The sequence below is a fragment of the Emticicia sp. GW821-FHT11C11 genome (assembly GCF_058808615.1).
Genome location: NZ_JBXARV010000001.1, coordinates 43,283 through 66,534 on the forward strand (window position 1 = coordinate 43,283; position 23,252 = coordinate 66,534).

Below are 23,252 nucleotides of genomic sequence, written 5' to 3' on the forward strand. Positions count from 1 at the left end.
GTTAGAATAGAAACGCCTGAAACAAAATATGCCACGCCTTTTCAGAGCATGGCATATACTTATTAATAGCATCAATTTTATTTATCCTCAATTACTTCATCAATTACAAAAAACGGCCGCTTTTTCACTTCAATGTAAATTCTGCCTATATATTCGCCTAAAATGCCGAGAATAATCAGAATTACTCCACTCAGAAAATAGATTCCTACAGCCAGCGTTGCGGTGCCCGGTGTTTCTTCGGGCGCATGTCCGAAAATCTTAAAGCCTATCAAGCGGTGCAGAATAAAGAAGATTCCTAAAAAGAATGCAGGAATAGAAATAAGAAAACCCATATAAGTGGCCAACCGAAGTGGGAAACTCGAGAAACCAAAAAGGCCATCAAGCGCAAGCTGTACCAATTTTTTGAACGTATATTTTACTTCTCCGGCTGCTCTTTCGGCTCGTTCATAAGTAACGCCTATTTGATTAAACCCGGCATAAGCCCGCATGCCTCTCACAAACCTTATCTGTTCCGGCATTTCTTCCACTAATACATTCACTACTTTTCTGTCCATTACACAGAAATCACCTGAATCCAGCGGAATTTCAATGTCTGAAATCCATGCCAAAAGCCGATAAAAGGCGGTGTAAGCTATTTTCTTAAAAAAACTTTCCTTCCGTTTGGTTCTTATGGCATACACCACATCGTATCCTTCGCGCCATTTGTCTAAGAATCGATAGAGTTCTTCAGGTGGATCCTGTAAATCGCCATCCATAATGACAATTGCATTGCCCTTGGCCATTTTTATACCTGCCGAAATAGCCGGTTGATGCCCAAAATTACGCGAAAGCTTTACTATTCGTACCCGGGTATCTTTTGCAGCCATCACCCGCATCATTGTCAATGACTTATCTCTCGACCCATCATCTACCAGCACAATTTCGTAATCCTCACCCCACGATGGAGCAGCGGAAGTCAGTCGATTATAAAGATTTTGTAGATTTTCTTCTTCGTTAAAGATAGGAATGACAATTGAAATCATTATAACAAGGGCTTAGTGCAAATGTTCAAGTCGCAAAGATAGAGTATTTGAAACACAAAAGGGCAAAGAGAAAAAATATAGCAATAAAAAAAGTCCTGCTTTGCGGGCAGGACTCTGGCTTTTTAAATGCGTATGATGTAGAAACGAACTTCATTAACGGAAAGTTTCGTGTTTGAAAAATTATCGTATTATTTTTCAAAATTGTTTTCAATATGAAAGAATTAGAACCAACACAGTTTTCTAAGGTCGCTGAATCAGGTTTTTAATTTTTCAAAACCGCAAATTATCCTGAAATAAAAAGAGGCAGTCACCATATGGACAGCCTCTGTTCAAGGATTTTTCTATTTAAAATGTTATAGTATTTACAGTATTTGAAGCCGATGTAGTTGTGGTGCTTTTTAATGTACCCCCTGCTGTACTGTAGGTTCCTCCGGTATATAAACCCCATCCTGAAGACCCGCCCACGAAACTTCCACCTGTATAGCTTCCGCCAAAGTAAATCTTATACTGCGTATTTTTTGCTAAACCGGCTGAAGAAAAATGAAAAGAATAAACCGCATTTTTAGGTTTGAAAGTTACCAATTCTGTGCCTGACGCATTCTCGATATGTAACAAAGAAGAGGCTGCCAGTTGTGCACTTGATTTGATGTACATGCCGACCTGTGTAGATGTTGCACTCATAGGTTTATTAAAACCAGAATTTGATCCTGCAGCAATCAGAGTGCCTCCGTTAACAAGAAAAGCACCATTAAAATCAATGGCTTCTTCGGGTTGGTTTGTCGGGCCATTTACAATGGTAATACCGCCGTTTATGGTAATATTGCCATTACTATCTATGGCATCGCTACCTGTTACGATAATGATACCATTATTGATAAATAAATGGCTTCCGTCGTTTGATTCGGTTCCACCTGCAACCGTGCCCTTAGTTACATTAATGCCATCATTTGAAGCCGTTATATTTGTTATCCCTCCATCAAAAGTGATAATCGGGGCTTCAATTCCTTCTGTCGATTTAGTGATATTGATAGTACCATTACTTATAGTGACCGAAGTCTCAGATTTGATGCCATCATCTGTAGCTGCAATAGTCAATTCGCCATTGGTGATTGTGAAACTGCCGTCGCTCTTAAAGCCTTTGGCTTCGCTGGTTAACGAACTACTATAAGTATATTTGGCTCCGGTAGCCGAAATAGTAGTAGTACCACCGCTGATAGCGGCAGTGCCATCAACGGTTATCCCTTTGCCACCTGTACCAGTATTAGTAATGGTCAGATTCCCACCCTTAATGGCCAGATTTTTATCACAATTAATACCGGCAGAAGCAGCAATGTCAGTATCGGCAGTTACATAATAAGCCGCACCCGACACCGTTATTTTTACCGTACCAGCCGACAGTGTGAAGTCTCCATCAGTTTTAATTCCTTTGGCTCCTTTGCCACTTACATTCAGGGTTACAATATCTGCTGTACCGATTGAGGTGTAGCTTTCACTCTTTATGGCATTGCCTTTGTCTCCTGTAGTGGTTACCTTTATAGTTCCGCCTTTAATTAATACATAAGGGGTAATGCTTGCATCGGTTCCGTCATACTGGGCACTGATGCCATCATCTACACTATTAACTGTTACCGAACCACCATTGATAGATATGTAACCTTCTTCTGCCACAATACCATCTTTAGAGGCTGTTACATTAACGGTTCCGTTATCAATCACAAAGTAATCATTGGCGTGTATCCCATCTTTCACTGCCGATTTCACAACGATGTTTGATTCTGATACATAAACGTAATCGTCTGAAACTATGGCATGCTTATAATTGCCGGTTACATTGAGCGTACCCGCTCCCATGAAACGCAGTTGGCCTTCGCTAAAAAATGTTCCTTTCTGGTCTTCGCTATTGGTAGCGTAGATAGTGCCGTCTACCAGCGAGTTGGTGGTTCCACTCAGGATGTTAACAGTTACTTTTTTGCCTGACTGTATATTAATAGCCGGGCCGTTGCTGTTAGTCAGGTTCAACCCTTTCATGGTTATGTTGAACTTGTAATCACTGTAAATCTTGAAGCTGCCCTTGCTGGCTGTTCCTGATAACAGGTAAACAATTTCTTTGGTAGTGTTTTTAGATGTTACGGTTACATCTGCACCACTCACCGCTACACTGACACCATCGCTTGCGAACGCATTACTCACAGCAGCGCTTGTGCCCGAATAGGCGATAACAACAGTATCTTTAGCAGGATTAGCGGTGCCGGAAGTATTAGCAGCTACCGAGATAGTAACTGTGCTGGTTTGCCCGCCAAAACTAATATTAAATGTGGCCGTTCCGTTCGATGTTGGTGTGCCTGAAATGGTATAGGTCAGGTTTCCTGAGCCATTAACTAATGTACCGGCTGTTAATGTTGCAGTAAGCCCCTCAACTCCGGTTGAAGCAACTGCAGAGGCATCATAATTCGCTCCGTTACCTCCTGTATATTCCAGCGTAGCTGTTCCGGTATAGGCAGTTCCGCTTGTTCCACCGGAAGCAGTGCCTTTACCTGACAAACTTGAAATACTGGCCTTTGAAAGCGCCACAGGCAAGGCCAGTGTACAGGTCTGCCCGCCTAATACAATCGGAAAACTGGCTGTTCCTGCTGTGGCAGGAGTTCCAGTGATAATAAAACTGCCTGTTCCGCTTCCGTTGGCTAAAGTTCCGGCGGAAAGAGTAGCAGTTAGTCCGGTTACACCTGACGAAGCAATAGCTGTTCCTGAAGGATACTCGACCGCATTACCTCCCGTATAAGGAACCGTAGCAGTAGCCGTAAAAGACACCCCACTGGAAGCAGGTGCCGAAAATGTAGCATTTGTGCAATCAATAGCAGAAATGGTTGCAGTTTTTGTTAGTTCGTCAGTCTTACAAGACTCGAAAAAGAAAACAACAGTTAGTAGTAGACCAACCAAAGCGATCCCTCTTTTATTCATATTGGTGATTGTTATAAAAAATAGTTTGTTTGCTGTCGATGATAAAGACGAACAAAAGGTAAAAAGGGTGGTATGCACAGAAAAACCGCATGAAAAATACTTTACAAGAGGTATTGCTATAAGGAGGTATAAATGCTCGTCGAAGCAAATAGGCGCGCTCTTATATTATTAAAACTTTCGTAGGTTTCAGAATAACAAAAAAGGGACTGATTATTTTAGTCAGTCCCTTTAATATAAATTTAGATATTCTTATTCTCCAAATCCAATCTTGCCTGAAAGAGAGGCACCGTAAGGAACAAAATCGGCGTTTATATCCATTACTTTGCAGGCTTCAGCAGCTACTCTGATAGAGTTATTGGTACTTCTTTCATCAGGGTATATATGAGCCATATTGGCTATATAGAGATTCTTGGTCGGGGTTTCACAGGCAGGTACTTTTTCTGAGAAATTCAGGTCGCATACAGTTGCGGCCGTATTGGTTTTGAAGATATACACATTTTTAATCCAGTCTTCAGAAAACTCAGGGTTAATGCGTTTCAATGGCGGAACCATCACCGCTTTTATCTCTTCATTACTCATTTTCGCCAGGTCTTCACTCATGGCAAAGTAACGCGACAGATACAGAATGTGTGAGCCATTGTATTGTTCTTTCGGAATAAAATTGGTATGTTCTATAACTCCACCGAACGGAAAACCCTGGTCAGCTACGTTCATCCAGTAGATATGACTGAACGATTTTTTCAGCTCCAGAATAGTACACACAGCCCCGAAGTATTCAATGCCGTTAGCATCAAGCGGTGAGTTTTTGATTTTATCGAAATAGATAGATGGTATAGTCAATAAAAACTTATCGCCTTCTATGGTCAGGTTTTTGGTTTTAATACTTTTTATTTCATGGTTTTCAATGCTGAAAACATCAACCGGTTCGTTTTTAATGAGTTCAACACCCATTTCTTCCAGCCTTTTCAAAAGGGCATCTATCAGTGTTTTCCAACTACCCTGAATATACCCCAGGCTTTCGTCTCCTTTATTACGTGAACCGAGGCGCTGAGCCATGCGGCCTATCATCCATGACAGAGGCACCTGCCCGGCATAAGGCCCGAATTTGATGTTGAGCATGGGTTTCCAAAGGGCATCGGTTATATCTTTACCCGCCCATTTATAAAACCACTGCAGGGTAGAAATACCTTCGTTTTCACGCCACTTGGCAAATTTCCCCAGAAAAATACTGGTCAGACCAAACCTTATCTTACCGATAAACCCTACAGGCTTAAATTTCAATAAATCAATAGGGGAGTTAAAGTCGTATATTTTGCCATTTCTGAAAACCCCCATGGTTGTCTTTTTATAGAAAGCTTTGTCGGCAATACCAAGATCCTGTAACATCCAGCGCAGCTCGGCATCCTGTGTAAAAAAATGGTGGTAGTAGTATTCCAGCTGATTACCTCCGATCTCGAAAGTATTGAGTAGTCCACCGAATTTATCACTACCTTCTATTACAGTTACTTTAATTCCTTGTTTGGCTGCTATATATGCAGCAGCCAGACCGGTCATTCCGCCACCTATTATATTTAATTTCATGTATTTGCGTTAATTTGGTATTTATGCAATTTGTTGATCGTATTTTTTTAAGGTCTCTCTAATAGTTGCGTCATATTTAAACTCCAGCCATTTATTTACGTCAGCAAACATTTGCCTTCGGTTTTTGAGAAATTCTATATTGGTGTTGGAGTGTACGTTGCTTAAACCTCCGCGGTGTTTGCGGTAAACCCCCATTGTTTCGGGTATATAATGAATATCTCCACGCGCGGCTAATTCTATTACCAGGGCCCAGTCACCGGCAGCAGCTCTGTTACGCCAGCCGGCAAAGTCCTGATCACGGAAACAATTCCTGTAAAAAATGCTGGCAGTAGCAATAAACCATGTGTCTTTAAGAATATCCTGAATGGTTGAATGTACTTTCTGGTCTGGCAAATTAAAAAAATGTTCGGGGGAGTTGTCCTCATAAATAACCCTCATGTTATGATGGCAAATCATATAGTTTTTATTTGCCTCCATAAAATCAAATTGCTTTTGCAATTTTAAAGGGTCTGTCCAGTAATCATCACCCTCACATAAAGCCACGTAGTCGCCTTTGCAGGCTTTAATTATAGTTTCTACGTTGTTGCGGCCTGCAAATTCTTTAGGTGTTTCAGGCCCCTGGTTTTCCTGATGCAGAAACGCATTGAAAAGATGAGGATATTGTTCAATATACTCTTTTATAATAGCCTGAGCGTTATCTGTAGAAGCATCGTCACCGATTACAATTTCAATCGGAAAATCGGTCTTTTGCATCAGGATTCCGTCCAGTGTCTGGCGAATAAACGCCTCATGATTGTAGGTAGGTACACCAACACTAACTTTAGGCCGGGTGGGTTCCATCTATTTAAAAATTACTTTTGAGTCGATGTTTTAACAAGGCAAAGAAGCCATATGTTTTTCTGAGCCATTTTGGGAGTATATAGTCCAAAACAATTCCTTTGGCAACAACATAAGATGGTTTGCCTAAGCGAATATATTGAATGCCGGCAAAAGCCTTTTTAAAATAGTTATCGGCATATTGTTTGCTGTCAAGCAGCATTCTATAATAACGCGCAATGTTTTTATTGAGTGTTGCATGAAACCGGTAGTTGAGTTCCTGGTCAATGCCTCTGTACATGTCTATTCGGTTTTTTAAAAACGTTTCATCGTTATAGCCATCGGTAAAACTCATACCGGTTTGCTGGTTTTTACGGTAGACCGACATCACCTCATTTATATATTTGAATTTGCCTCCGTTTTTCCCTAATAGAATATACCGGGGGATATCGCCACTTTTTGATTCGTGAAACCACTTCGGATAATGATTTATGATTCCGTTGCGGAATAAAGCAGCAGATGTAGCAATGAACCAAACTTCATCTTCACCAATGAGATCTTCTATGGTTACTATTTCTTTTTGGTCAGGTGGATTAACAAATTGATTCGGATGAGAATTATCGTCATAAATGATTTCTGCATTATGAAAACAGGCTACAAAGTCCGGGTGTGAGTCCAGAAAATCTGCCATCTTTTGCAGTTTGTTGTCATTTGTCCAGTAATCGTCGCCATCCATGTGGGCAATATACAGGCCTCTTGCAGCTTCCAGAGCATTCAATGTATTGTTTTTTCCAAATCCCCCCAGGTTTTTTTTGTGGAGCAATGGAACAATTATATCCGGATATTTCGCATGATATTCTTTAATAATAGCCTGGGTATTGTCTGTGGAAGCATCGTCACCTACTATTACTTCAAACGGAAAATTTACTTTTTGGCTGAGAATTGAATCTAACGTTTTACGAATAAACTGTTCCTGGTTATAAGTCAGAACCGTCACACTTACTTTTATCATCGGATACATCTTATTTTAGACTCGCTGCAATACGCAATTTGGCGCTCCGGGCTCTTGGGTTGCGAAGTATCTCCTCTTCACTTGCTTCAATCGCCTTTCTATTAACAGCTTCTAAAGGTTTTAAATCATTTCCAAAAAAATCTTTCTCTACTTCTCCACCAAACTTACCGCTTCTGATAAAATTCTTCACCAGGCGGTCTTCTAACGAATGATACGACATCACCACTAATCGGCCTCCAGTTTCCAATACTTCAGGGGTCTCTTGCAAAAACTCTTCCAGAGCAGCCATTTCCTGGTTTACTTCAATTCTAAGCGCTTGAAAAACCTGAGCAAAATACTTGTTTTCCTTGCCCCGCGGAGCAAATTTCTGTAAAGTACTCTTTAAGTCATTAATAGTATCAATACTTTTATTGAGACGCGCCGTATAGATGGCCTGTGCTGCCGTACGGGCATTTTGTATCTCTCCATACATGCCCAGAATCTTGTGCAATTGCTCAACCGAATATTCGTTTACAACATTTTTAGCTGTAATATCGGCTTTCTGATTCATGCGCATATCCAACTCTGCATCGAATCTGGTTGAAAAACCCCGCTCGGGTGTGTCAATCTGGTGCGAAGAAATACCCAGGTCTGCCAGAATACCGTCTACTTTTTTTACGCCGAATAAACGCAGATATTGCCTGATATTCCTGAAATTCGCATCAATAAAAGTAAAGTTTTTAGAATCTATCAGTTTTGATTCTGCTTTGGCGTCGGCATCCTGATCGAATGCATAAAGCTTACCTGTGGTGAGCTGCTCGAGAATGGCTCTTGAATGGCCGCCGCCACCAAATGTTACATCTACATAAATTCCGTCGGGCTTAATGTTCAGGCCGTCAAGGCATTCTTTAAGCATAACAGGTATATGATAGGTGGACATGAATGGGTCTTTAATATTAATAATAATTGCAAAAGTAGTGAAAAAAGGAAATATTCGTGCTTATCTGCTTATGGTTTAAGACTAAACCCAAACTAAAACCGATAAGGTATTCGTTAGGATTAAACCTGCGATGCAGAAAATAAACACTTTTATCCTGAAAACTATCCAAATTCATCATATCAATGGCACGACGAGAGGTATTTGTTAATATCTATGAGCAAATCACAGGATGGCGATTTGTTTTGATTTTTCTTTTGCTGATAATCGGCGCGGCTGTATTATATTATTTTAACCAACTGGGGCAGCAGGTTGAAGACAGAGAAAAAAAATATGCCTCGTTATATGCGGCAGGTATTGGTTTTACCATACAGGAAAACGGAAAAGATTGCCAGTATACTTATGTACAGGAAATGCTGGAAGCAAATGAGACCGTGCCTATGCTTATCGTGCTGAATGGTGTACCCTCTGAATACTCACAGAATATACCCGAGTTGGAAGACAAAAAGAGAAAATGGACTCCGGATGAAAAAATGGATTTTAAATATAAAATGGTAGCTGCTATGGCTCAGGAGCACCCTCCGATTGAGTTTGTGGTAGGCAGAGACATAGGTTATGTATACTACAGCAACTCGGTAGTGGTGAAACAGTTGAGATACTTCCCTTATATATTGCTTGGCACTTTTCTGATTTTCGGGTCTCTGGCCTACATAGCTTATAGTTCGTCGCGCAAAGCTGAGCAGAATCGTGTATGGGTAGGATTGGCTAAAGAAACAGCGCACCAACTGGGTACGCCTATTTCGGCCTTAATGGCATGGGTAGAAGTATTGCGGTCGAATCCTGATTTTGATGCAAGCATTGGGGATGAAATGGAAAAAGATGTAAAACGCCTGGAAACCATCACCACACGTTTTTCGAACATCGGGTCTATTCCGCAAATGAGTCAGGAAAAACTTTCTGAAATGGTTGAGCAGTCTCTAAGATACCTGGAAAGAAGAATTTCTACCAAAGTAAAAGTACATTTTGCAAGCCAGATATCCACCGAAACTCAGGTAGAAGTAAACCGGCATTTGTTTGAGTGGGTGATTGAAAACCTTTGCAAAAATGCCGTTGATGCCATGAGCGGAAAAGGCGAGCTATTTATAAGTCTGACTCCCTTAACCAAAAACCGCATAGCGATTGATATCCGCGATACCGGCAAAGGTATTACTCCGGCTAATCTCAGGAAAATTTTCAAACCGGGCTTTAGTACCAAAAAAAGAGGCTGGGGGCTTGGGCTCACTTTAGCCAAGCGTATTATTGAAAACTACCATGAGGGCAAACTTTTTGTGAAAGAAACACAATTGGAAAAAGGCACGACCTTCAGAATTGTGTTGCATGAGGTGTAGTCTGGTCTCTATTTCTCAGCTTTCAAAAACGCTGCTATTTCTTTAGCAAAGGCTTCTGATTGAGAGGTGTTGCCATGATTCCCCGGTACGGTTTTCAGAGAAGCCTTGGGTATCATTTTTGCCAATGCCGGCACGTTTCCGTTATCGCTATCCTGATCGCCGGAGATAACCAATACCGGCTTTTTAACTTTCTTTAATTCAGATGGCAGGGTGGTAGGCTGTACTTTTTGCAGATACCCCATCACCAATGTATCAACCCCGTTTCTTTTAGCACTTTCTATAGCGCCTTTGGTTTCAGGATACAAATGTGCTTTGCCTGAAAATGCTTCGGCAAACATTTTTCTTCTTTCCCAGTTCGGGTTTGTAAAGTCAACACCTGCGCCTCCAATTACCGCTTTCATTAAGTGCTTATCTAATGTTAACTGTTTGGCCACCAGAATGGCTCCTCTTGAATACCCTACCGCATGATATTTTTTGTAGCCTAAATGCTTCATTAATGCCATCACATCCTTTAGTTCAGCATTATGCTGATAAGCTTCTAATGAATGTGGTTTATCAGACAACCCATTTCCGCGTAAATCGACATTAATTACTTTAAACCCGTTATCGGCTAATGTCTGAATCAACACCCCTCTTTTCCACGATTTACTGCTGCTCATAAAACCATGAAGCAACACGACAGGCGTACCCTCGCCTGTAACTTCATAGTGAATTTTTGTACCATCGAACGACGTAAACAATGGTTCCCGCTCATTTTGAGCAAAGACACTTACCGGAAATAGAAGGAACAACAACAGGGTTTTCATAAGGTCAAGATTTGTTTTTTCTGATATCCAAACCATAGCTTTTTAGTATACCACGGGCAAGTGCCGCTTTGTGTACCTCGTCGGCACCGTCATAGATCCGGGCAGCTCTTTCATGCGAGTACCAGTGCGCCAGCAATATATCGTTGGTCATACCCAGTGCACCATGTGTCTGTATGGCTCTGTCAATTACCCGCAGCATCATATTGGCCGTGAAAAATTTAATCATCGATATTTCGTCTCGTACAGCGGCGGCGCCTTGTTCATCAATGTTTTTGGCGGTTCTTAAAACCAGAAGCCGGGCGGCGTCAATTTCTGCGCGGCTTTCGGCAATGAATCCCTGAATAAACTGTTTTTCACCTAATACCACGCCTTCTTCCATTTCTCTCGAAACAGCATATTGGCACATCAGTTCAAAACTTCTTTCGGCAATACCGATAAAACGCATGCAATGGTGAATCCTACCGGGGCCTAAGCGCTCCTGCGCCAATAGAAAACCGCTTCCCTCAACGCCTATCAGATTGGCCTGTGGCACCCGCACGTTGTCGTAGGTTACTTCTGCATGGCTTGCCCAGCTGTCGCCTGCATGGCCCATAATAGGAATATTTCTTACAAGTCTGAACCCCGGCGCATCGGTAGGTACCAATATCTGGCTGGCTCTTTTATGCGGAGCAGCATCCGGACTGGTAACCGCCATCACTATGGCAAAAGCCGACCCATCTGCTGAAGATGTAAACCACTTGTGTCCATTGATCACATAATCGTCCCCATCTTTTACCGCAGTTGTACCCAGACGGGTTGGGTTAGACCCCGCAAATTCAGGTTCTGTCATAGAAAAACAACTCCTGATAGCCCCATCCATTAAGGGTTTTAAATATTGGTCTTTCAAGTGCTTGGGGGCATACTTATGCATCAGCTCTGTATTTCCGATGTCTGGTGCCTGAGTATTGAACGCAAAATGTCCGAAAGGCGTCATGGCAAGTATTTCACTGATCTGCCCGAATTCACAAAGGCTCAAATCTAGTCCTCCGTCCTCCTTAGGCAGATGCAAGCCCCAGAGTCCTGCTTTTTTTACAAGTGCTCTTTTTTGTTGCAAAACAGGTTCTATATAAGAGAAATTGTGTGTCAGATTTTCAGTAGTTTCAAGCGGATATAATTCGTTGACAACAAATTCTTTGATTTTAGGCAGTAGTGTGCTGATTTTTTCGGTAATAAACAGACGCTCCATGAAGTATGGTTTTTAGGTTGAATTCGTAAATATGGTAATAATTTAGTTTTTCTGTATTGATTTCTGAAATTTTAAGATTTTTCATAGAAAATACCTTAATTTTGAGTTTCGGAATGAGAATCCACCTGTCTGTTCTGAAACGAAATTTCCTATCTGCCCCCATTGAATGAATAAATTCAGCCTTTTTTTTCTGTTTTGTTTGTTGCAACATCTCTGCTGTCTTGGTTTTGAGAGTGACTCGGTCTATGTACGGCAGCTGATAATAAAAGGGAATATTCGTACCAAAGACAAAATCATTCTGAGGGAAGTAGCCGTAAAAGAGGGCGACAGCTTAAAAAAATCTACCTTAACAGATGTGCTTGAAACAGACCGCAGAAAAATTGTGAATACCAACCTGTTTATTGCAGTAAATATAGCGGTGGCAGATGTGAGCGAGTCAGTAATTGATATTGAAATTGAAGTGAAAGAGAGGCTTTATTTTTTAGCTTATCCGGTTTTTTATCTTGCCGATCGCAATATTAATGAATGGTGGTATGAACGAAAAAGAGATTTGCGAAGAACAATTTACGGAATATACACGAAGCATTCAAACCTGACCGGAAACAACGACCAGCTTAAACTAAGAGCAGAGTTTGGGTTTGTTCCTAATTTTGAAATCGCTTATTCAACGCCTTATCTTGATAAAAAACTCACGAAACGAATTTCGGTAGGTGCTTTGTATGTATTAAACAAAACCATGGCATACCGAACCTGGCAGGACAAGCTGCAATTTGTGCAGAGTGAAGCCAAACAGAGGGAGCGGCTTTATGTGTATTCGGTGTTTAGCCAGCGAAAGGGCTTTTATCAGAGTCAGCAATTGGAATTCAGCTATACACAAACACAAATAGGTGATACGATTGCGGTGCTGAATCCGGATTATTTTCTGGATGCCCGGCAAAAACAGAGTTATTTCCTTGCCAGTTATGCCTATGTTTACGACAAACGGGATAACCGCCAATATGCACTCGATGGATATTATCTGAGCTTTCAGGCTACTAAATATGGTTTATTACCAAGCGATAACGTTAATTTGTTTAGCCTTTCAGCAGGGTATACGCAATATTTCCCGTTGGGTAAAAGGTTCTATGCCAATTACAGTGTAAGAGGAAGAATCTCGTTCCCCAATAAACAACCGTTTTTGCAAACGTTAGGATTGGGCTATCGAAACGATTTAGTGAGAGGCTACGAGCTTTATGTGATTGACGGACAAAGGTATGGACTTTTAAAAACCAACCTGAAGTATAGGTTTTTTAACCGGACATTTGATTTACAAAAATACCTTAAAATAAGACAGTTCAATACTTTTCCGTTAACAGCATACTTAAATTCATTTATTGACGTTGGGTACGTTAGAAACTATTTTCCGACTTTAAATAACAGCCGGCTAGCCAATGAAATCATTGCCGGCACAGGTCTGGGTCTTGATGTCGTCACGTTTTATAACCTTGTTGGCAGGATTAATTACTCATTAAACGGTTTAGGAGAAAGGCGTGTATTTTTTGCAGTAACAAGAGATTTTTAAGCTAAATATTGACATAATTCGCTCATAACCATGAAAAGCTACATTTTCGTACTATTTTTGTTTATCCTTGCTTGCAGTAATCCAAAAGAAAATCAAAAAGTGGAATCTAATGATCTGCCACCATCCACAGCGCCATCAACTACTAATGTTCAAAATCTGGCACGGTCAATTATGGGTACAGGAGAAGGACTTCTAAGAGGTGTAAAATTCGGCGACTCAATAGAAGAAGTTAAAAAGAAAGAGACCAGCGAGCTTTTTGAAGAAGACGATTCTCATATCGGATACTCTTTTGATACAGAAAATCTTGAAACAGTTGACATCCTTTATGAAAGAAATAGCCAGAACCGTGTTTCGGGTATAGGGCTGGATATATACATGAACACTGATGCAACCAATGAAAGCCTGAAACAAGAATTGGTCAATATGTTTACGGTACGTTATGGAAAACCTGTGTCAGAAAACCCGATTCTTATTTGGGAAATTAAACCATCAGGACAAGTAAGTATTAAATTAGTTAAGAATAAACTGGATCGTGGATTGGAGGTGAAATTTTCTCAGACCCCCAAGCCGATATAAAAGCATTTAAGACAGAAACCCTCTGAGAGAAGAAACCTGGAGGTTTTTTTGTATTACAGGTAAGGAGTAAAATTCAGAGAATAAATTTTTGTTGATTTTCTAACCTTTGAAACACATTATGATAAAAAGACTATCATTTATTATCGCTTTAGGCTCTTTCATGTTCGTCTCTTGTAAGGAGGCACCGGGGCTTCAGGGAGAAAAAGGAGATACCGGACCCGTAGGCGCAACCGGCCCCACAGGACCGACCGGTCCTTCTGGTTCTGCCGGCCCGACTGGTGCAACCGGTCCAACCGGAGCTACCGGGAATACGGGGGAAAAAGGAGACCCAGGAACTGCCAATGTTATTTATTCGGCGTGGGTTACGCCAAGTGCCGGCGATTGGCAAAAAGTATCAGATATCAATTATACTTTCACTATAACTGAATCTAAAATAACTCAGGATGTTGTCGATAAAGGGGTTGTATTGGCATATGGCCGGCAAAGTGCCAGTGGAGCAAGTTATTTGTTGCCTCTCACACTAACAACCAATTCAAGCATTAGTAATTATAATGTTGGGGCAAGTGCAGGAAAAGTAATATTCAATTTTCTGGAGTTGCTTGAACCGTCAGGTAAGCCGATAGATAATTTACAATTGCGATACGTGATTATTCCGGGTGGTGTGCAGGCAAGAGCAAACATCGACTACACAGACTTCGAAGCTGTTGCTAAAGCCTTTGGAATACCAGAATAATTTCTTAAAATTTGTCAGGAACAAGAATTGAAAAGACACCTTTATAGGTGTCTTTTTTTATGCCAACGAGATGACATGACGCAGGAATGTTTTACCTTTAGGTAGCTTTTCATGAATCGTTTATTTTTACCCGAGTTTAAAGATGTGTCATCATTTATCACTAAAAGAAAAAGCAGAAAGGCTTGCCGAACGATATAGATTAAAACAATGGGATAATATAAAAGATCGTCCGGCAGTATATCATAGCAATGCTTTTAATTATCAAACCTGGCCTGTCATTACCAATACCCAACCCGAGGCTGTACAATTAATGCATTGGGGATTTATACCTTCCTGGACAAGAAGTGTGAAAGATGCTGAGGAGATGAAAAAAAACACGGTCAATGCGCGTATTGAGAGTGTTTTTGAGAAGCCATCTTTTAAAGAAGCAGCAAGCAAAAGGCATTGCCTGATTCCGGCAACGGGTTACTTTGAATGGCAAACAGTAAAAGGCAAAAAATACCCGTACTATATTCATCTGAAAGGTGAAGAGATTTTCAGTATGGCCGGAATATGGGAACAGTGGACAGACAAGCAAAGTGGTGTAACAAAAGAGACCTTTTCGGTTCTTACAACGGAAGCGAACCCTCTTATGGTGCGAATCCACAATTTAAAACAAAGAATGCCGGTTATACTACCTAAAGAAACCGAACAGGACTGGCTTCAGAAAGGATTTGATTCAACAACGATAGAGGCATTTATAAAACCCTTCGATGAGCATCGGATGGATGCCTATACCATCAGCCGCTTAATTTCAGAAAAAAACTCAGATATGCCAGGCGTACTTAAGCCGTATACTTATCCGGAGTTTATGCAGACCAGCCTTTTTTAATGATTATGTTAGAATGATGATAGGTTAACTCCTTCTGCATTGGCGCGGGTGAATGGCTCTCGAATCCATTCACCCGTTTTATTTTATGACGTTTTAACAGTTAGTCGAAACAAAGGTGACAATTTGTCTTATTCTAAAAAAGCTTCGAAATGAAAATAAGACAAATTGTCATTATTTTTGTGCTGGTACACAAATTGATAATTGTGAATGCGTAGCCACAACGACGTGGCGAATAAAATGTTAAACAATATTAATTTAATAAAACCATGGCAACATTAGTTAGAAGTTTCGCACCGGCATTTCCTTCATTATTAGAAAACTTTTTCAATGATTTCGAGCGCGTTGCGCCAACACATCACCATTCATTTCCTGCCGTAAACGTATTGGAAAACGAAAACTCATTTAAAATTGAATTGGCAGCTCCGGGATTGAAGAAAGATGATTTCAAAATAAACGTTCACGAAAACGTACTGACAATTTCAGTTGAACAAAAGAGCGAAAGTGAAGAAACTAAAAGCAATGATAAATATACACGCAAAGAGTTCAATTACTCTTCATTTAAGCGTTCGTTTACATTACCAAAAACCGTAGATAGCGAAAAAATTGCAGCTGCTTATAATGAGGGTGTTCTGGGATTAGAATTACCTAAAAAAGAGGAAGCAAAACCAAAAGAACCACGCTTGATAGAAATCGCGTAATCACGGGATAAATCATTGAAAGGCAAGATTCTGAAAGGTTTCTTGCCTTTTATTTGATACCCGAAACAAGCGTAGTTAAAATTTGTTAAAAATCCATATATACACGAATTTTCATAAATACTTTTGCGTTAAATTTGTACATTACGATAAGATAATATTATTTGTACCCTAAAAAGAGTGAGGACCCCTATTTGAGAATATTTTACTAATGATTGGTATTCAATCAGTGTAATCAGAATAATTCAGTTTTAAATTAGCTTTACAAACTATGAACAACACATTAAAAACAATCGGTATTGCTCTTGCCAGTAGTATCGTTACCATAGGTGGTTACCGAATGCTGGGCCTTGAAGGAAAAGATGTTATTTTTAGCGAAGCCTCAACACCTGCTATTAATCGTTTGGCCAACTATACAGGAGGAGCAGCGGTACCCGGTGATTTTACCTACGCCGCAGAAATCTCTACCCCATCTGTAGTGCACATTAAAGCTAAATCATCACGTACGGTGCGTCAGCAACGTTCAATGTTTGATGATTTATTCGGAGACGACTCTCCGTTCGGATTTGGTAATCCGCGAGGCGGAAGCCAACAACAGGAGTCTTCGGGTTCTGGTGTAATCATTTCTAATGATGGATACATTGCCACTAACAACCACGTGGTAGAAGGCGCCGATGAGTTGGAAGTTATTACTTCTGACCACAAAACCTTTAAGGCAAAAGTATTGGGCACAGATCCATCAACCGATATCGCGGTTATCAAAATAGAGGGTGCAAATTTTCCGGCAATGTCTTTTGCTAACTCAGACAACGTAAAAGTAGGGGAGTGGGTATTGGCAGTGGGTAATCCTTTTAATCTGGAGTCGACCGTAACAGCTGGTATTGTAAGTGCGAAAGGGCGTAATATTGGTATTTTAGCTCAGAAACAACAAATGTTCAGACGTTACGGCGATGACCGTCAACAAAGAACATCTGATGCCATCGAGTCATTCATTCAGACTGACGCAGCCGTAAATCCGGGTAACAGTGGTGGTGCTTTAGTGAATCTGAAAGGAGAATTGATAGGTATTAATACAGCAATTGCCAGCCCTAATGGTGCCTATGCAGGTTATGCCTTTGCGGTGCCGTCGAGCATTGTAAAAAAAGTAACTGCCGATATTGTGAAATACGGTAATGTGCAACGTGGCTATTTGGGTATCAACCTGGTAGAACTGGATGGCAAAAGAGCAGAAGAAGTAGGATCGAAAGAAACCTCTGGTATTTATGTAGCCGATGTACTTGAAAATGGAGCCGCTAAAGCTGCCGGTATCAAAAAAGGCGATGTAATTGTGAAAGTAGACGGTGTTGAAACAAAAAGCGGCCCAAGATTACAGGAAATGATTGGTCGTAAACGCCCGGGTGAGTCAACTTTAGTTACTATAACCCGAGATGGCAAACTAAAAGATTTCGATGTAGTGTTGCGTAACAGAGATGGCGGTAAAGACATAGTGAAGAAAGAAGTAGTAGAATCGAACAGAACTTTCGAAAAACTAGGTGTGGAATTGTCTGATCTCTCGGCTGCAGATAAGCAAAAGCTAGGTGTTTCAGGTGGTGTGATAGTGAAAAAAATCTATGATGGAGACATTGCAGACTATACTGAAATGCGTGAAGGATTTGTAGTGTTTAAAGTAGGTGAACGCAAAGTAAATACGGTAAGTGAATTTAAAGCTGCCATTAAGCAATCTAAAGAAAATGGAGATGAGGGCGTATTGATTTGTGGTATCTATCAGAGTGCTTCACGTACAACTTGTTATGGTGTAACTTTGGAATAGTGAGTGACGCAGAAATAGCGTAATTGAAAATCCCGGCCATTCGACCGGGATTTTTTTTGCCGAATAGTAACATTTATACATTCTGTTGTATGTATATAATAATTGTTTGTCAGGCATTTGTATACCTACTGCTTTTTCCTATATTCGCAAGCACTCAATTCCTAAACTACTGAATCAATGGACTCTCGCCGACACTTCATCCGGAAACTATCTGCCTTTACCGGAGCATCGCTCATCCCGTCGTTAAAAGCGCTCTCGGCTGGCGAACTTTTAACCATTGGATCGTTAAATCCTACTAAATCACCGTTGGATCTGGCGTCTGATGAAGACTACTGGTATCAGATTCAGCAGGCATATACTGTGTCACCTCAGATTATTAATCTGAACAACGGAGGCGTAAGCCCGGCACCATTAGTAGTACAAAATGCGGTAGAGCGTTATGGCAAGTTTGCCAACGAAGCGCCGAGCTATTTCATGTGGCGCATATTAGATCAGGGGAGAGAACCTCTGAGAGAGAATCTGGCAAAATATGCAGGTGTTTCAGCTGAAGAAATAGCCATTAACCGCAATGCAACGGAGGCAATAGATACGGTGATTCTAGGCTTACCGCTACAAAAAGGAGACGAGATAGTAATGACACGCTATGACTACCCGAATATGCTGCATGCCTGGCGGATGCGGGAGCTACGAGACGGCCTGAAAATCAATTATGTTGATTTAGACCTGCCGTCAGAAGATAACGATTTCATTGTAAAGAAATTTGTGGAGAAAATGACTCCCCGAACCAAAGTGGTACATATCACGCATATTGTTAACTGGAACGGACAGATTTTACCTGCCAGACGCATAGCCGATGAAGCCCACAAAAGAGGAATTGAAGTACTGATAGACGGAGCGCACTCTTTTGCTCATTTGGAATATAAAATACCTGACCTGGGAGGTGATTATTACGGAACCAGCCTGCACAAATGGCTGTCGGCGCCTATTGGTTCCGGAATGCTATGGATAAAGAAAGAGAAAATCAGTAAAGTGTTTCCGTTGATTCCCAACGACAAGCCTGCTTCCGACAATATCCGTAAATTCGAAAACCTCGGTACCAGACCGTTTATGATTGAGCAGGCCATCGGACAAGCGCTTAATTTCCAGTTGGCAATAGGCAATGCCCGCAAGGAAGCACGTTTGAGATACCTTAAAAACTACTGGGCGAAAGAAGCGTTGGGGATTCCGAAGTTTAAATTGAATACTTCATTAAAGCCTGACTATTCAGGAGCACTGGCACATTTTGGTATTGAAGGCATGGAGGCAGGTAAAATAGAAGGTGAATTGCTGGGTAAATTTAAGATTCATACCTCGCCTGTTAAATGGGAAAAGCTGGATGGGGTCCGTGTAACTCCTCATGTTTATACTACGCTGAATGACCTTGACAGGCTGCTTGACGGTATAAAGCATATAGCCAAAACATAAATGAAAAAGGTGGAGATTTCTCCACCTTTTTTGCTATAAGTCTGATATGTTTTATTTCACTATTTCAACCTTAACAACCAGCAGGAACTCATCCATTTCAATTTCACTGGCCTGTTCAATAGAATCAGTTATATCTAGCGAAAGTGCCTGTACTTCCTGGCAAATGTAATCTTTATTAGCCTGCACTGCTTCAACCAGTATTTCGTTGTTGTTGGTTAACAAAATGCTGATTTTATCAGTTACCTCAAATCCATTATCTTTTCTGTAATTCTGGATACGATTCACGAAATCGCGTGCAATACCCTCGTAGCGCAGTTCGTCAGAAATAGTCATATCTAGGGCAACAGTAAGGCCGCCTTCGCTGGCTACCAACCAGCCCGGTACGTCTTCAGTCAGAATCTCCACATCTTCCAGTTTCAGATGGGTAAACGCAGTTAATGCTGATTGCGTAGCTAATTCTCCACTCTTCTCCAGTTCTTTCAGCTGTTCAGGGGTTATGGCATTAATAAAGCTGCCAACTTCTTTCATATCTTTGCCGTATTTCGGGCCAAGTACTTTAAAGTTGGGCTTCACCTTCTTTTTCAGGATACCCGAGTCGTCATCCAGATATTCAACCGCTTTGATATTTACTTCCGACTTAATGATTTCTTCTACATGACGGATCTTTTCACGTGTACTTTCAGACAATACCGGAATCAGGATTCTTTGTAGTGGCTGGCGAACCTTAATTTTATGGATTTTACGCAACGAGTGCACCAGAGAAGAAATTCTCTGTGCCAGATCCATTGACTCTTCCAGTTCTGTATCTACCAGTGTTTCGTCATATTTATGCCATTCAGTAAAGTGTACCGACTCATGCAAGAAGCGGGTTTTGTTGGCTTTAGCTTCCTCACGAATACAGTCAGTCATGTTCCTGTATAACCAATCGCCATAGAAAGGAGCAATCGGCGACATCAACTGCGAAACCGCAACCAGACAGTGTTGTAGTGTCTCATAAGCAGCCTTCTTGTTTTCGGTCATTTCCCCTTGCCAGAAACGACGGCGACACAAGCGCACATACCAGTTAGAAAGTTGATCACATACAAAATCTTGTATCAAGCGTCCTGCTTTGGTAGGGTTGTAGGTCTCGTATTGTTCTTCAACTTCTTTGATAAGCGTATATAACTTAGACAAAATCCAGCGGTCCATTTCCGGCAGGCGCTCGTATGGAACACGGTCAGACTCCGTCATTTTATAATTGTCAAGATTGGCATATAGTGCAAAGAAATTGTAAGTATTGGTTAATGTACCAAAAAACTTACGTTGCACTTCGGTGATACCATCAATATTAAACTTGAGATTATCCCACGGCTCGGCATTGGTAATCATGTACCAGCGGGTTGGGTCGGCACCATATTGTCCAAGTGTTTCAAACGGATTGACAGCATTGCCTAAACGTTTCGACATTTTATTGCCGTTTTTGTCAAGCACTAATCCAGTCGATACTACGTTTTTAAAGGCAATAGAGTCATATAGCATGCCCGATATGGCATGTAGTGTAAAGAACCATCCACGGGTCTGGTCAACACCTTCCGAAATGAAATCAGCAGGATAGTTATTGTCGAAAATCTCCTTGTTTTCAAACGGGTAATGCCATTGTGCAAATGGCATCGCGCCCGAATCAAACCACACATCTATCAGGTCAGTTTCACGCTGCATTACCTTTCCGCTGGTCGAAACCAGATATACCTCATCTACATAAGGACGATGTAAGTCTTCTTTATTATCGGCAAGCAATTCAAGGAAATACTCGTTTTTCTGTTTCTGTTCGGCAGACAGTGCCTCATCTTTTAATGCATGCAGAATACCGTTTTTAAGTTCTTCCAACGAGCCTATACAGACCTCTTCTCCGTCTTCACTTCTCCAGATAGGCAGTGGAGTTCCCCAATAACGGCTGCGTGACAAGTTCCAGTCTACGGCATTTTCAAGCCAGTTGCCAAAGCGACCGGTACCGGTACTTTCAGGCTGCCAGTTGATGGTCTTGTTTAAAGCCACCAGGCGGTCTTTCATGGCAGTGGTACGGATAAACCAGCTGTCCAGCGGGTAATATAATACAGGCTTGTCAGTACGCCAGCAATGCGGATAAGGGTGGTCAAACTTCTGAACATTAAAAGCTTTATTCTCTGTTTTCAGTTTGATACTGATGCGCTCATCGACTGATAAATATTTATCTCGTCCCTGTTTCTGGCGCTCTGTTTCTTTTTCCTCGTCAGTCAGGTATGCCTCTTTTACATATTCTAACGCAAAATCAGAAATCTCTTTAACAAAGCGGCCGCGTTTATCAACGATTGGCACTTCTCTGCCGTTTTCATCTTTCACCATTATCGGAGGGATACCATTCTGCTGGGCAACCCGGAAGTCGTCAGCACCGAAAGTAGGAGAGGTGTGTACAACTCCTGTACCGTCTTCAGTTGTTACAAAATCACCGATAATTACTCTGAAAGCAGCTACATCTGGTTGCACATAAGGCAGCAATTGTTCGTATTCAATGCCTTCTAATGTAGCCCCTTTAAATTCGGTAAGGATGCTCCACGGAATTACCTTTTTATCTGAGGCTTCAAAGCCATCAAAATCTCCGTCCTGGCCTTTGTCCGAAAGGTATTTATTGACCAACACTTTAGCCAGCACCACATTTACAGGTAAATAGGTGTATGGGTTAAATGTCTTTACCAATACATAATCTATGTTTTTGCCCACTGTAAGCGCCGAATTGGCAGGAAGTGTCCAGGGGGTTGTCGTCCATGCCAATATAAATACTTCACTACTTTTGGCAGCTTCAAATAAAAAGGCCGATTTCTCAGATTTTTTCACTTGAAACTGAGCTGTGAGCGAAGTATCCTTCACTTCCTTATAAGTACCCGGCATGTTAAGCTCGTGTGACGAGAGTCCCGTTCCGGCTGCAGGCGAGTATGGCTGAATGGTATAACCTTTATAAAGCAGACCTTTTTTGTAGAACTCCTTAATCAGATACCAGATGCTCTCAATGTATTCATTTTTATAGGTAATGTAGGGGTCACCCAGATCAACCCAATAACCCATTTTTTCAGTCAGGTCATTCCATTGGTCAGTAAAACGCATTACTGTTTCACGGCACTTCCGGTTATACTCTTCCACCGAAATCTTAGTACCTATGTCTTCTTTGGTAATGCCCAGTTCTTTCTCCACCTGCAATTCTACCGGCAGGCCGTGGGTATCCCAACCACCTTTACGTTTTACCTGAAACCCTTTCAGGGTTTTATATCTACAGAAAATATCTTTAATGGTTCGCGCCATTACATGGTGAATACCCGGTGTGCCGTTAGCCGATGGCGGGCCTTCGTAAAAAGTAAAAGCAGGTGAACCCTCTCTCACTTCAATCGATTGTTCGAATATCTTATTCTCTTTCCAGAACTCAAGAATCTCGTCAGCAATAGCTGCGTAGTTGACCGATTTATACTCTTTGTAATGCATATCAATAAGCGGAAATGGCAGGTTTTGATACACTGCCTGAAATAGAGTGCAAAGATAAGGATTTTTAACCCATAGAAATAATTGAATAAAGAGTTTTAGCTAATTAAGGGTTTGTATGGTATTTATGAATTAAATATCTTCTGACAAGCCGGTTAACATTAAAGCATAAACGATGATTTTCTATCAGATAATTGTTTGAAAATGCTGAAGGAACAGAGTATCTATCTAATTGTAGAATATAAAACCATGCTACTGAGGCTTTGTTAGAGACCGTAACTTTCTTATATTGCATCCATTAAAAAATTGGTCAAAATGGTATTAATGATATT

17 protein-coding genes are annotated in these 23,252 nt (G+C 41.1%); 8 read left to right on the forward strand and 9 right to left on the reverse strand.

Features of this window, described 5'->3' with window-relative positions; translation table 11 throughout:
• Nucleotides 1-77 precede the first annotated feature (77 nt).
• The 6 genes from AC1RRY_RS00205 to rsmH form a co-directional block, all read right to left on the reverse strand.
• Nucleotides 78-1,022 (reverse strand): glycosyltransferase family 2 protein, encoded by a 945-nt coding sequence (locus AC1RRY_RS00205; RefSeq protein WP_492819172.1) that lies wholly within the window; start codon nucleotides 1,020-1,022, stop codon nucleotides 78-80.
• Nucleotides 1,023-1,367: 345 nt separating this feature from the next.
• Nucleotides 1,368-3,980, reverse strand: a complete 2,613-nt coding sequence (locus AC1RRY_RS00210; RefSeq protein WP_492819170.1) for a carbohydrate-binding domain-containing protein — start codon at nucleotides 3,978-3,980, stop codon at nucleotides 1,368-1,370.
• 249 nt (nucleotides 3,981-4,229) lie between these two features.
• On the reverse strand, nucleotides 4,230-5,561 hold the full coding sequence (locus AC1RRY_RS00215) for an NAD(P)/FAD-dependent oxidoreductase (protein ID WP_492819168.1): 1,332 nt from the start codon (nucleotides 5,559-5,561) through the stop codon (nucleotides 4,230-4,232).
• A 21-nt stretch (nucleotides 5,562-5,582) separates the two neighbouring features.
• Nucleotides 5,583-6,401, reverse strand: coding sequence for a glycosyltransferase family 2 protein (locus tag AC1RRY_RS00220; protein ID WP_492819166.1), 819 nt, complete (start codon nucleotides 6,399-6,401; stop codon nucleotides 5,583-5,585).
• Nucleotides 6,402-6,405: 4 nt separating this feature from the next.
• Nucleotides 6,406-7,389: a glycosyltransferase family 2 protein gene (locus tag AC1RRY_RS00225; protein ID WP_492819164.1), complete on the reverse strand. Its 984-nt coding sequence runs from the start codon at nucleotides 7,387-7,389 to the stop codon at nucleotides 6,406-6,408.
• Between the two features lie 10 nt (nucleotides 7,390-7,399).
• Nucleotides 7,400-8,308, reverse strand: a complete 909-nt coding sequence (gene rsmH, locus AC1RRY_RS00230; RefSeq protein WP_492819162.1) for a 16S rRNA (cytosine(1402)-N(4))-methyltransferase RsmH — start codon at nucleotides 8,306-8,308, stop codon at nucleotides 7,400-7,402.
• A gap of 182 nt (nucleotides 8,309-8,490) precedes the next feature.
• On the opposite strand from rsmH, the gene AC1RRY_RS00235 reads away from it, so the two are divergent.
• Nucleotides 8,491-9,693, forward strand: a complete 1,203-nt coding sequence (locus AC1RRY_RS00235) for a sensor histidine kinase (protein WP_492819160.1) — start codon at nucleotides 8,491-8,493, stop codon at nucleotides 9,691-9,693.
• A gap of 8 nt (nucleotides 9,694-9,701) precedes the next feature.
• Here the strand turns inward: AC1RRY_RS00235 and AC1RRY_RS00240 are convergent, their stop codons facing one another.
• Nucleotides 9,702-10,499: an alpha/beta fold hydrolase gene (locus AC1RRY_RS00240; RefSeq protein WP_492819158.1), complete on the reverse strand. Its 798-nt coding sequence runs from the start codon at nucleotides 10,497-10,499 to the stop codon at nucleotides 9,702-9,704.
• Nucleotides 10,500-10,503: 4 nt separating this feature from the next.
• Nucleotides 10,504-11,724 (reverse strand): acyl-CoA dehydrogenase family protein, encoded by a 1,221-nt coding sequence (locus tag AC1RRY_RS00245; RefSeq protein WP_492819156.1) that lies wholly within the window; start codon nucleotides 11,722-11,724, stop codon nucleotides 10,504-10,506.
• A gap of 166 nt (nucleotides 11,725-11,890) precedes the next feature.
• On the opposite strand from AC1RRY_RS00245, the gene AC1RRY_RS00250 reads away from it, so the two are divergent.
• From AC1RRY_RS00250 to AC1RRY_RS00280, 7 genes are all read left to right on the forward strand, one after another.
• The gene (locus tag AC1RRY_RS00250) at nucleotides 11,891-13,285 is read left to right on the forward strand and encodes a BamA/TamA family outer membrane protein (RefSeq protein ID WP_492819154.1); all 1,395 of its coding nucleotides are present in this window, start codon (nucleotides 11,891-11,893) and stop codon (nucleotides 13,283-13,285) included.
• A gap of 30 nt (nucleotides 13,286-13,315) precedes the next feature.
• Nucleotides 13,316-13,861 carry a hypothetical protein gene (locus AC1RRY_RS00255; protein WP_492819152.1) on the forward strand — a complete coding sequence of 182 codons (546 nt, stop codon included), beginning with the start codon at nucleotides 13,316-13,318 and terminating at the stop codon, nucleotides 13,859-13,861.
• Between the two features lie 118 nt (nucleotides 13,862-13,979).
• On the forward strand, nucleotides 13,980-14,594 hold the full coding sequence (locus AC1RRY_RS00260) for a collagen-like triple helix repeat-containing protein (RefSeq protein WP_492819150.1): 615 nt from the start codon (nucleotides 13,980-13,982) through the stop codon (nucleotides 14,592-14,594).
• A 142-nt stretch (nucleotides 14,595-14,736) separates the two neighbouring features.
• A complete protein-coding gene (locus AC1RRY_RS00265) occupies nucleotides 14,737-15,465 on the forward strand; it encodes an SOS response-associated peptidase (protein ID WP_492819148.1) in 729 nt (242 codons plus the stop codon).
• Between the two features lie 266 nt (nucleotides 15,466-15,731).
• Nucleotides 15,732-16,163, forward strand: coding sequence for an Hsp20/alpha crystallin family protein (locus AC1RRY_RS00270; RefSeq protein ID WP_492819146.1), 432 nt, complete (start codon nucleotides 15,732-15,734; stop codon nucleotides 16,161-16,163).
• A 268-nt stretch (nucleotides 16,164-16,431) separates the two neighbouring features.
• Nucleotides 16,432-17,970 (forward strand): Do family serine endopeptidase, encoded by a 1,539-nt coding sequence (locus tag AC1RRY_RS00275; protein ID WP_492819144.1) that lies wholly within the window; start codon nucleotides 16,432-16,434, stop codon nucleotides 17,968-17,970.
• Between the two features lie 177 nt (nucleotides 17,971-18,147).
• On the forward strand, nucleotides 18,148-19,434 hold the full coding sequence (locus AC1RRY_RS00280) for an aminotransferase class V-fold PLP-dependent enzyme (protein ID WP_492819142.1): 1,287 nt from the start codon (nucleotides 18,148-18,150) through the stop codon (nucleotides 19,432-19,434).
• 51 nt (nucleotides 19,435-19,485) lie between these two features.
• On the opposite strand, the gene ileS is transcribed toward AC1RRY_RS00280, so the two are convergent.
• Nucleotides 19,486-22,923 (reverse strand): isoleucine--tRNA ligase, encoded by a 3,438-nt coding sequence (ileS, locus tag AC1RRY_RS00285; protein ID WP_492819140.1) that lies wholly within the window; start codon nucleotides 22,921-22,923, stop codon nucleotides 19,486-19,488.
• Nucleotides 22,924-23,252 lie beyond the last annotated feature (329 nt).

What these genes read in the sequence shown, in the direction of transcription:
- AC1RRY_RS00255 (WP_492819152.1), top strand. Translation starts at nt 13,316, where the DNA reads ATGAAAAGCTACATTTTCGTACTATTTTTGTTTATCCTTGCTTGCAGT.
- AC1RRY_RS00275 (WP_492819144.1), top strand. Translation starts at nt 16,432, where the DNA reads ATGAACAACACATTAAAAACAATCGGTATTGCTCTTGCCAGTAGTATC.
- AC1RRY_RS00270 (WP_492819146.1), top strand. Translation starts at nt 15,732, where the DNA reads ATGGCAACATTAGTTAGAAGTTTCGCACCGGCATTTCCTTCATTATTA.
- AC1RRY_RS00240 (WP_492819158.1), bottom strand. Translation starts at nt 10,499, where the DNA reads ATGAAAACCCTGTTGTTGTTCCTTCTATTTCCGGTAAGTGTCTTTGCT.
- AC1RRY_RS00280 (WP_492819142.1), top strand. Translation starts at nt 18,148, where the DNA reads ATGGACTCTCGCCGACACTTCATCCGGAAACTATCTGCCTTTACCGGA.
- AC1RRY_RS00205 (WP_492819172.1), bottom strand. Translation starts at nt 1,022, where the DNA reads ATGATTTCAATTGTCATTCCTATCTTTAACGAAGAAGAAAATCTACAA.
- AC1RRY_RS00235 (WP_492819160.1), top strand. Translation starts at nt 8,491, where the DNA reads ATGGCACGACGAGAGGTATTTGTTAATATCTATGAGCAAATCACAGGA.
- AC1RRY_RS00210 (WP_492819170.1), bottom strand. Translation starts at nt 3,980, where the DNA reads ATGAATAAAAGAGGGATCGCTTTGGTTGGTCTACTACTAACTGTTGTT.
- AC1RRY_RS00250 (WP_492819154.1), top strand. Translation starts at nt 11,891, where the DNA reads ATGAATAAATTCAGCCTTTTTTTTCTGTTTTGTTTGTTGCAACATCTC.
- AC1RRY_RS00245 (WP_492819156.1), bottom strand. Translation starts at nt 11,724, where the DNA reads ATGGAGCGTCTGTTTATTACCGAAAAAATCAGCACACTACTGCCTAAA.
- AC1RRY_RS00215 (WP_492819168.1), bottom strand. Translation starts at nt 5,561, where the DNA reads ATGAAATTAAATATAATAGGTGGCGGAATGACCGGTCTGGCTGCTGCA.
- AC1RRY_RS00260 (WP_492819150.1), top strand. Translation starts at nt 13,980, where the DNA reads ATGATAAAAAGACTATCATTTATTATCGCTTTAGGCTCTTTCATGTTC.
- ileS (WP_492819140.1), bottom strand. Translation starts at nt 22,923, where the DNA reads ATGCATTACAAAGAGTATAAATCGGTCAACTACGCAGCTATTGCTGAC.
- AC1RRY_RS00265 (WP_492819148.1), top strand. Translation starts at nt 14,737, where the DNA reads ATGTGTCATCATTTATCACTAAAAGAAAAAGCAGAAAGGCTTGCCGAA.
- AC1RRY_RS00225 (WP_492819164.1), bottom strand. Translation starts at nt 7,389, where the DNA reads ATGATAAAAGTAAGTGTGACGGTTCTGACTTATAACCAGGAACAGTTT.
- rsmH (WP_492819162.1), bottom strand. Translation starts at nt 8,308, where the DNA reads ATGTCCACCTATCATATACCTGTTATGCTTAAAGAATGCCTTGACGGC.
- AC1RRY_RS00220 (WP_492819166.1), bottom strand. Translation starts at nt 6,401, where the DNA reads ATGGAACCCACCCGGCCTAAAGTTAGTGTTGGTGTACCTACCTACAAT.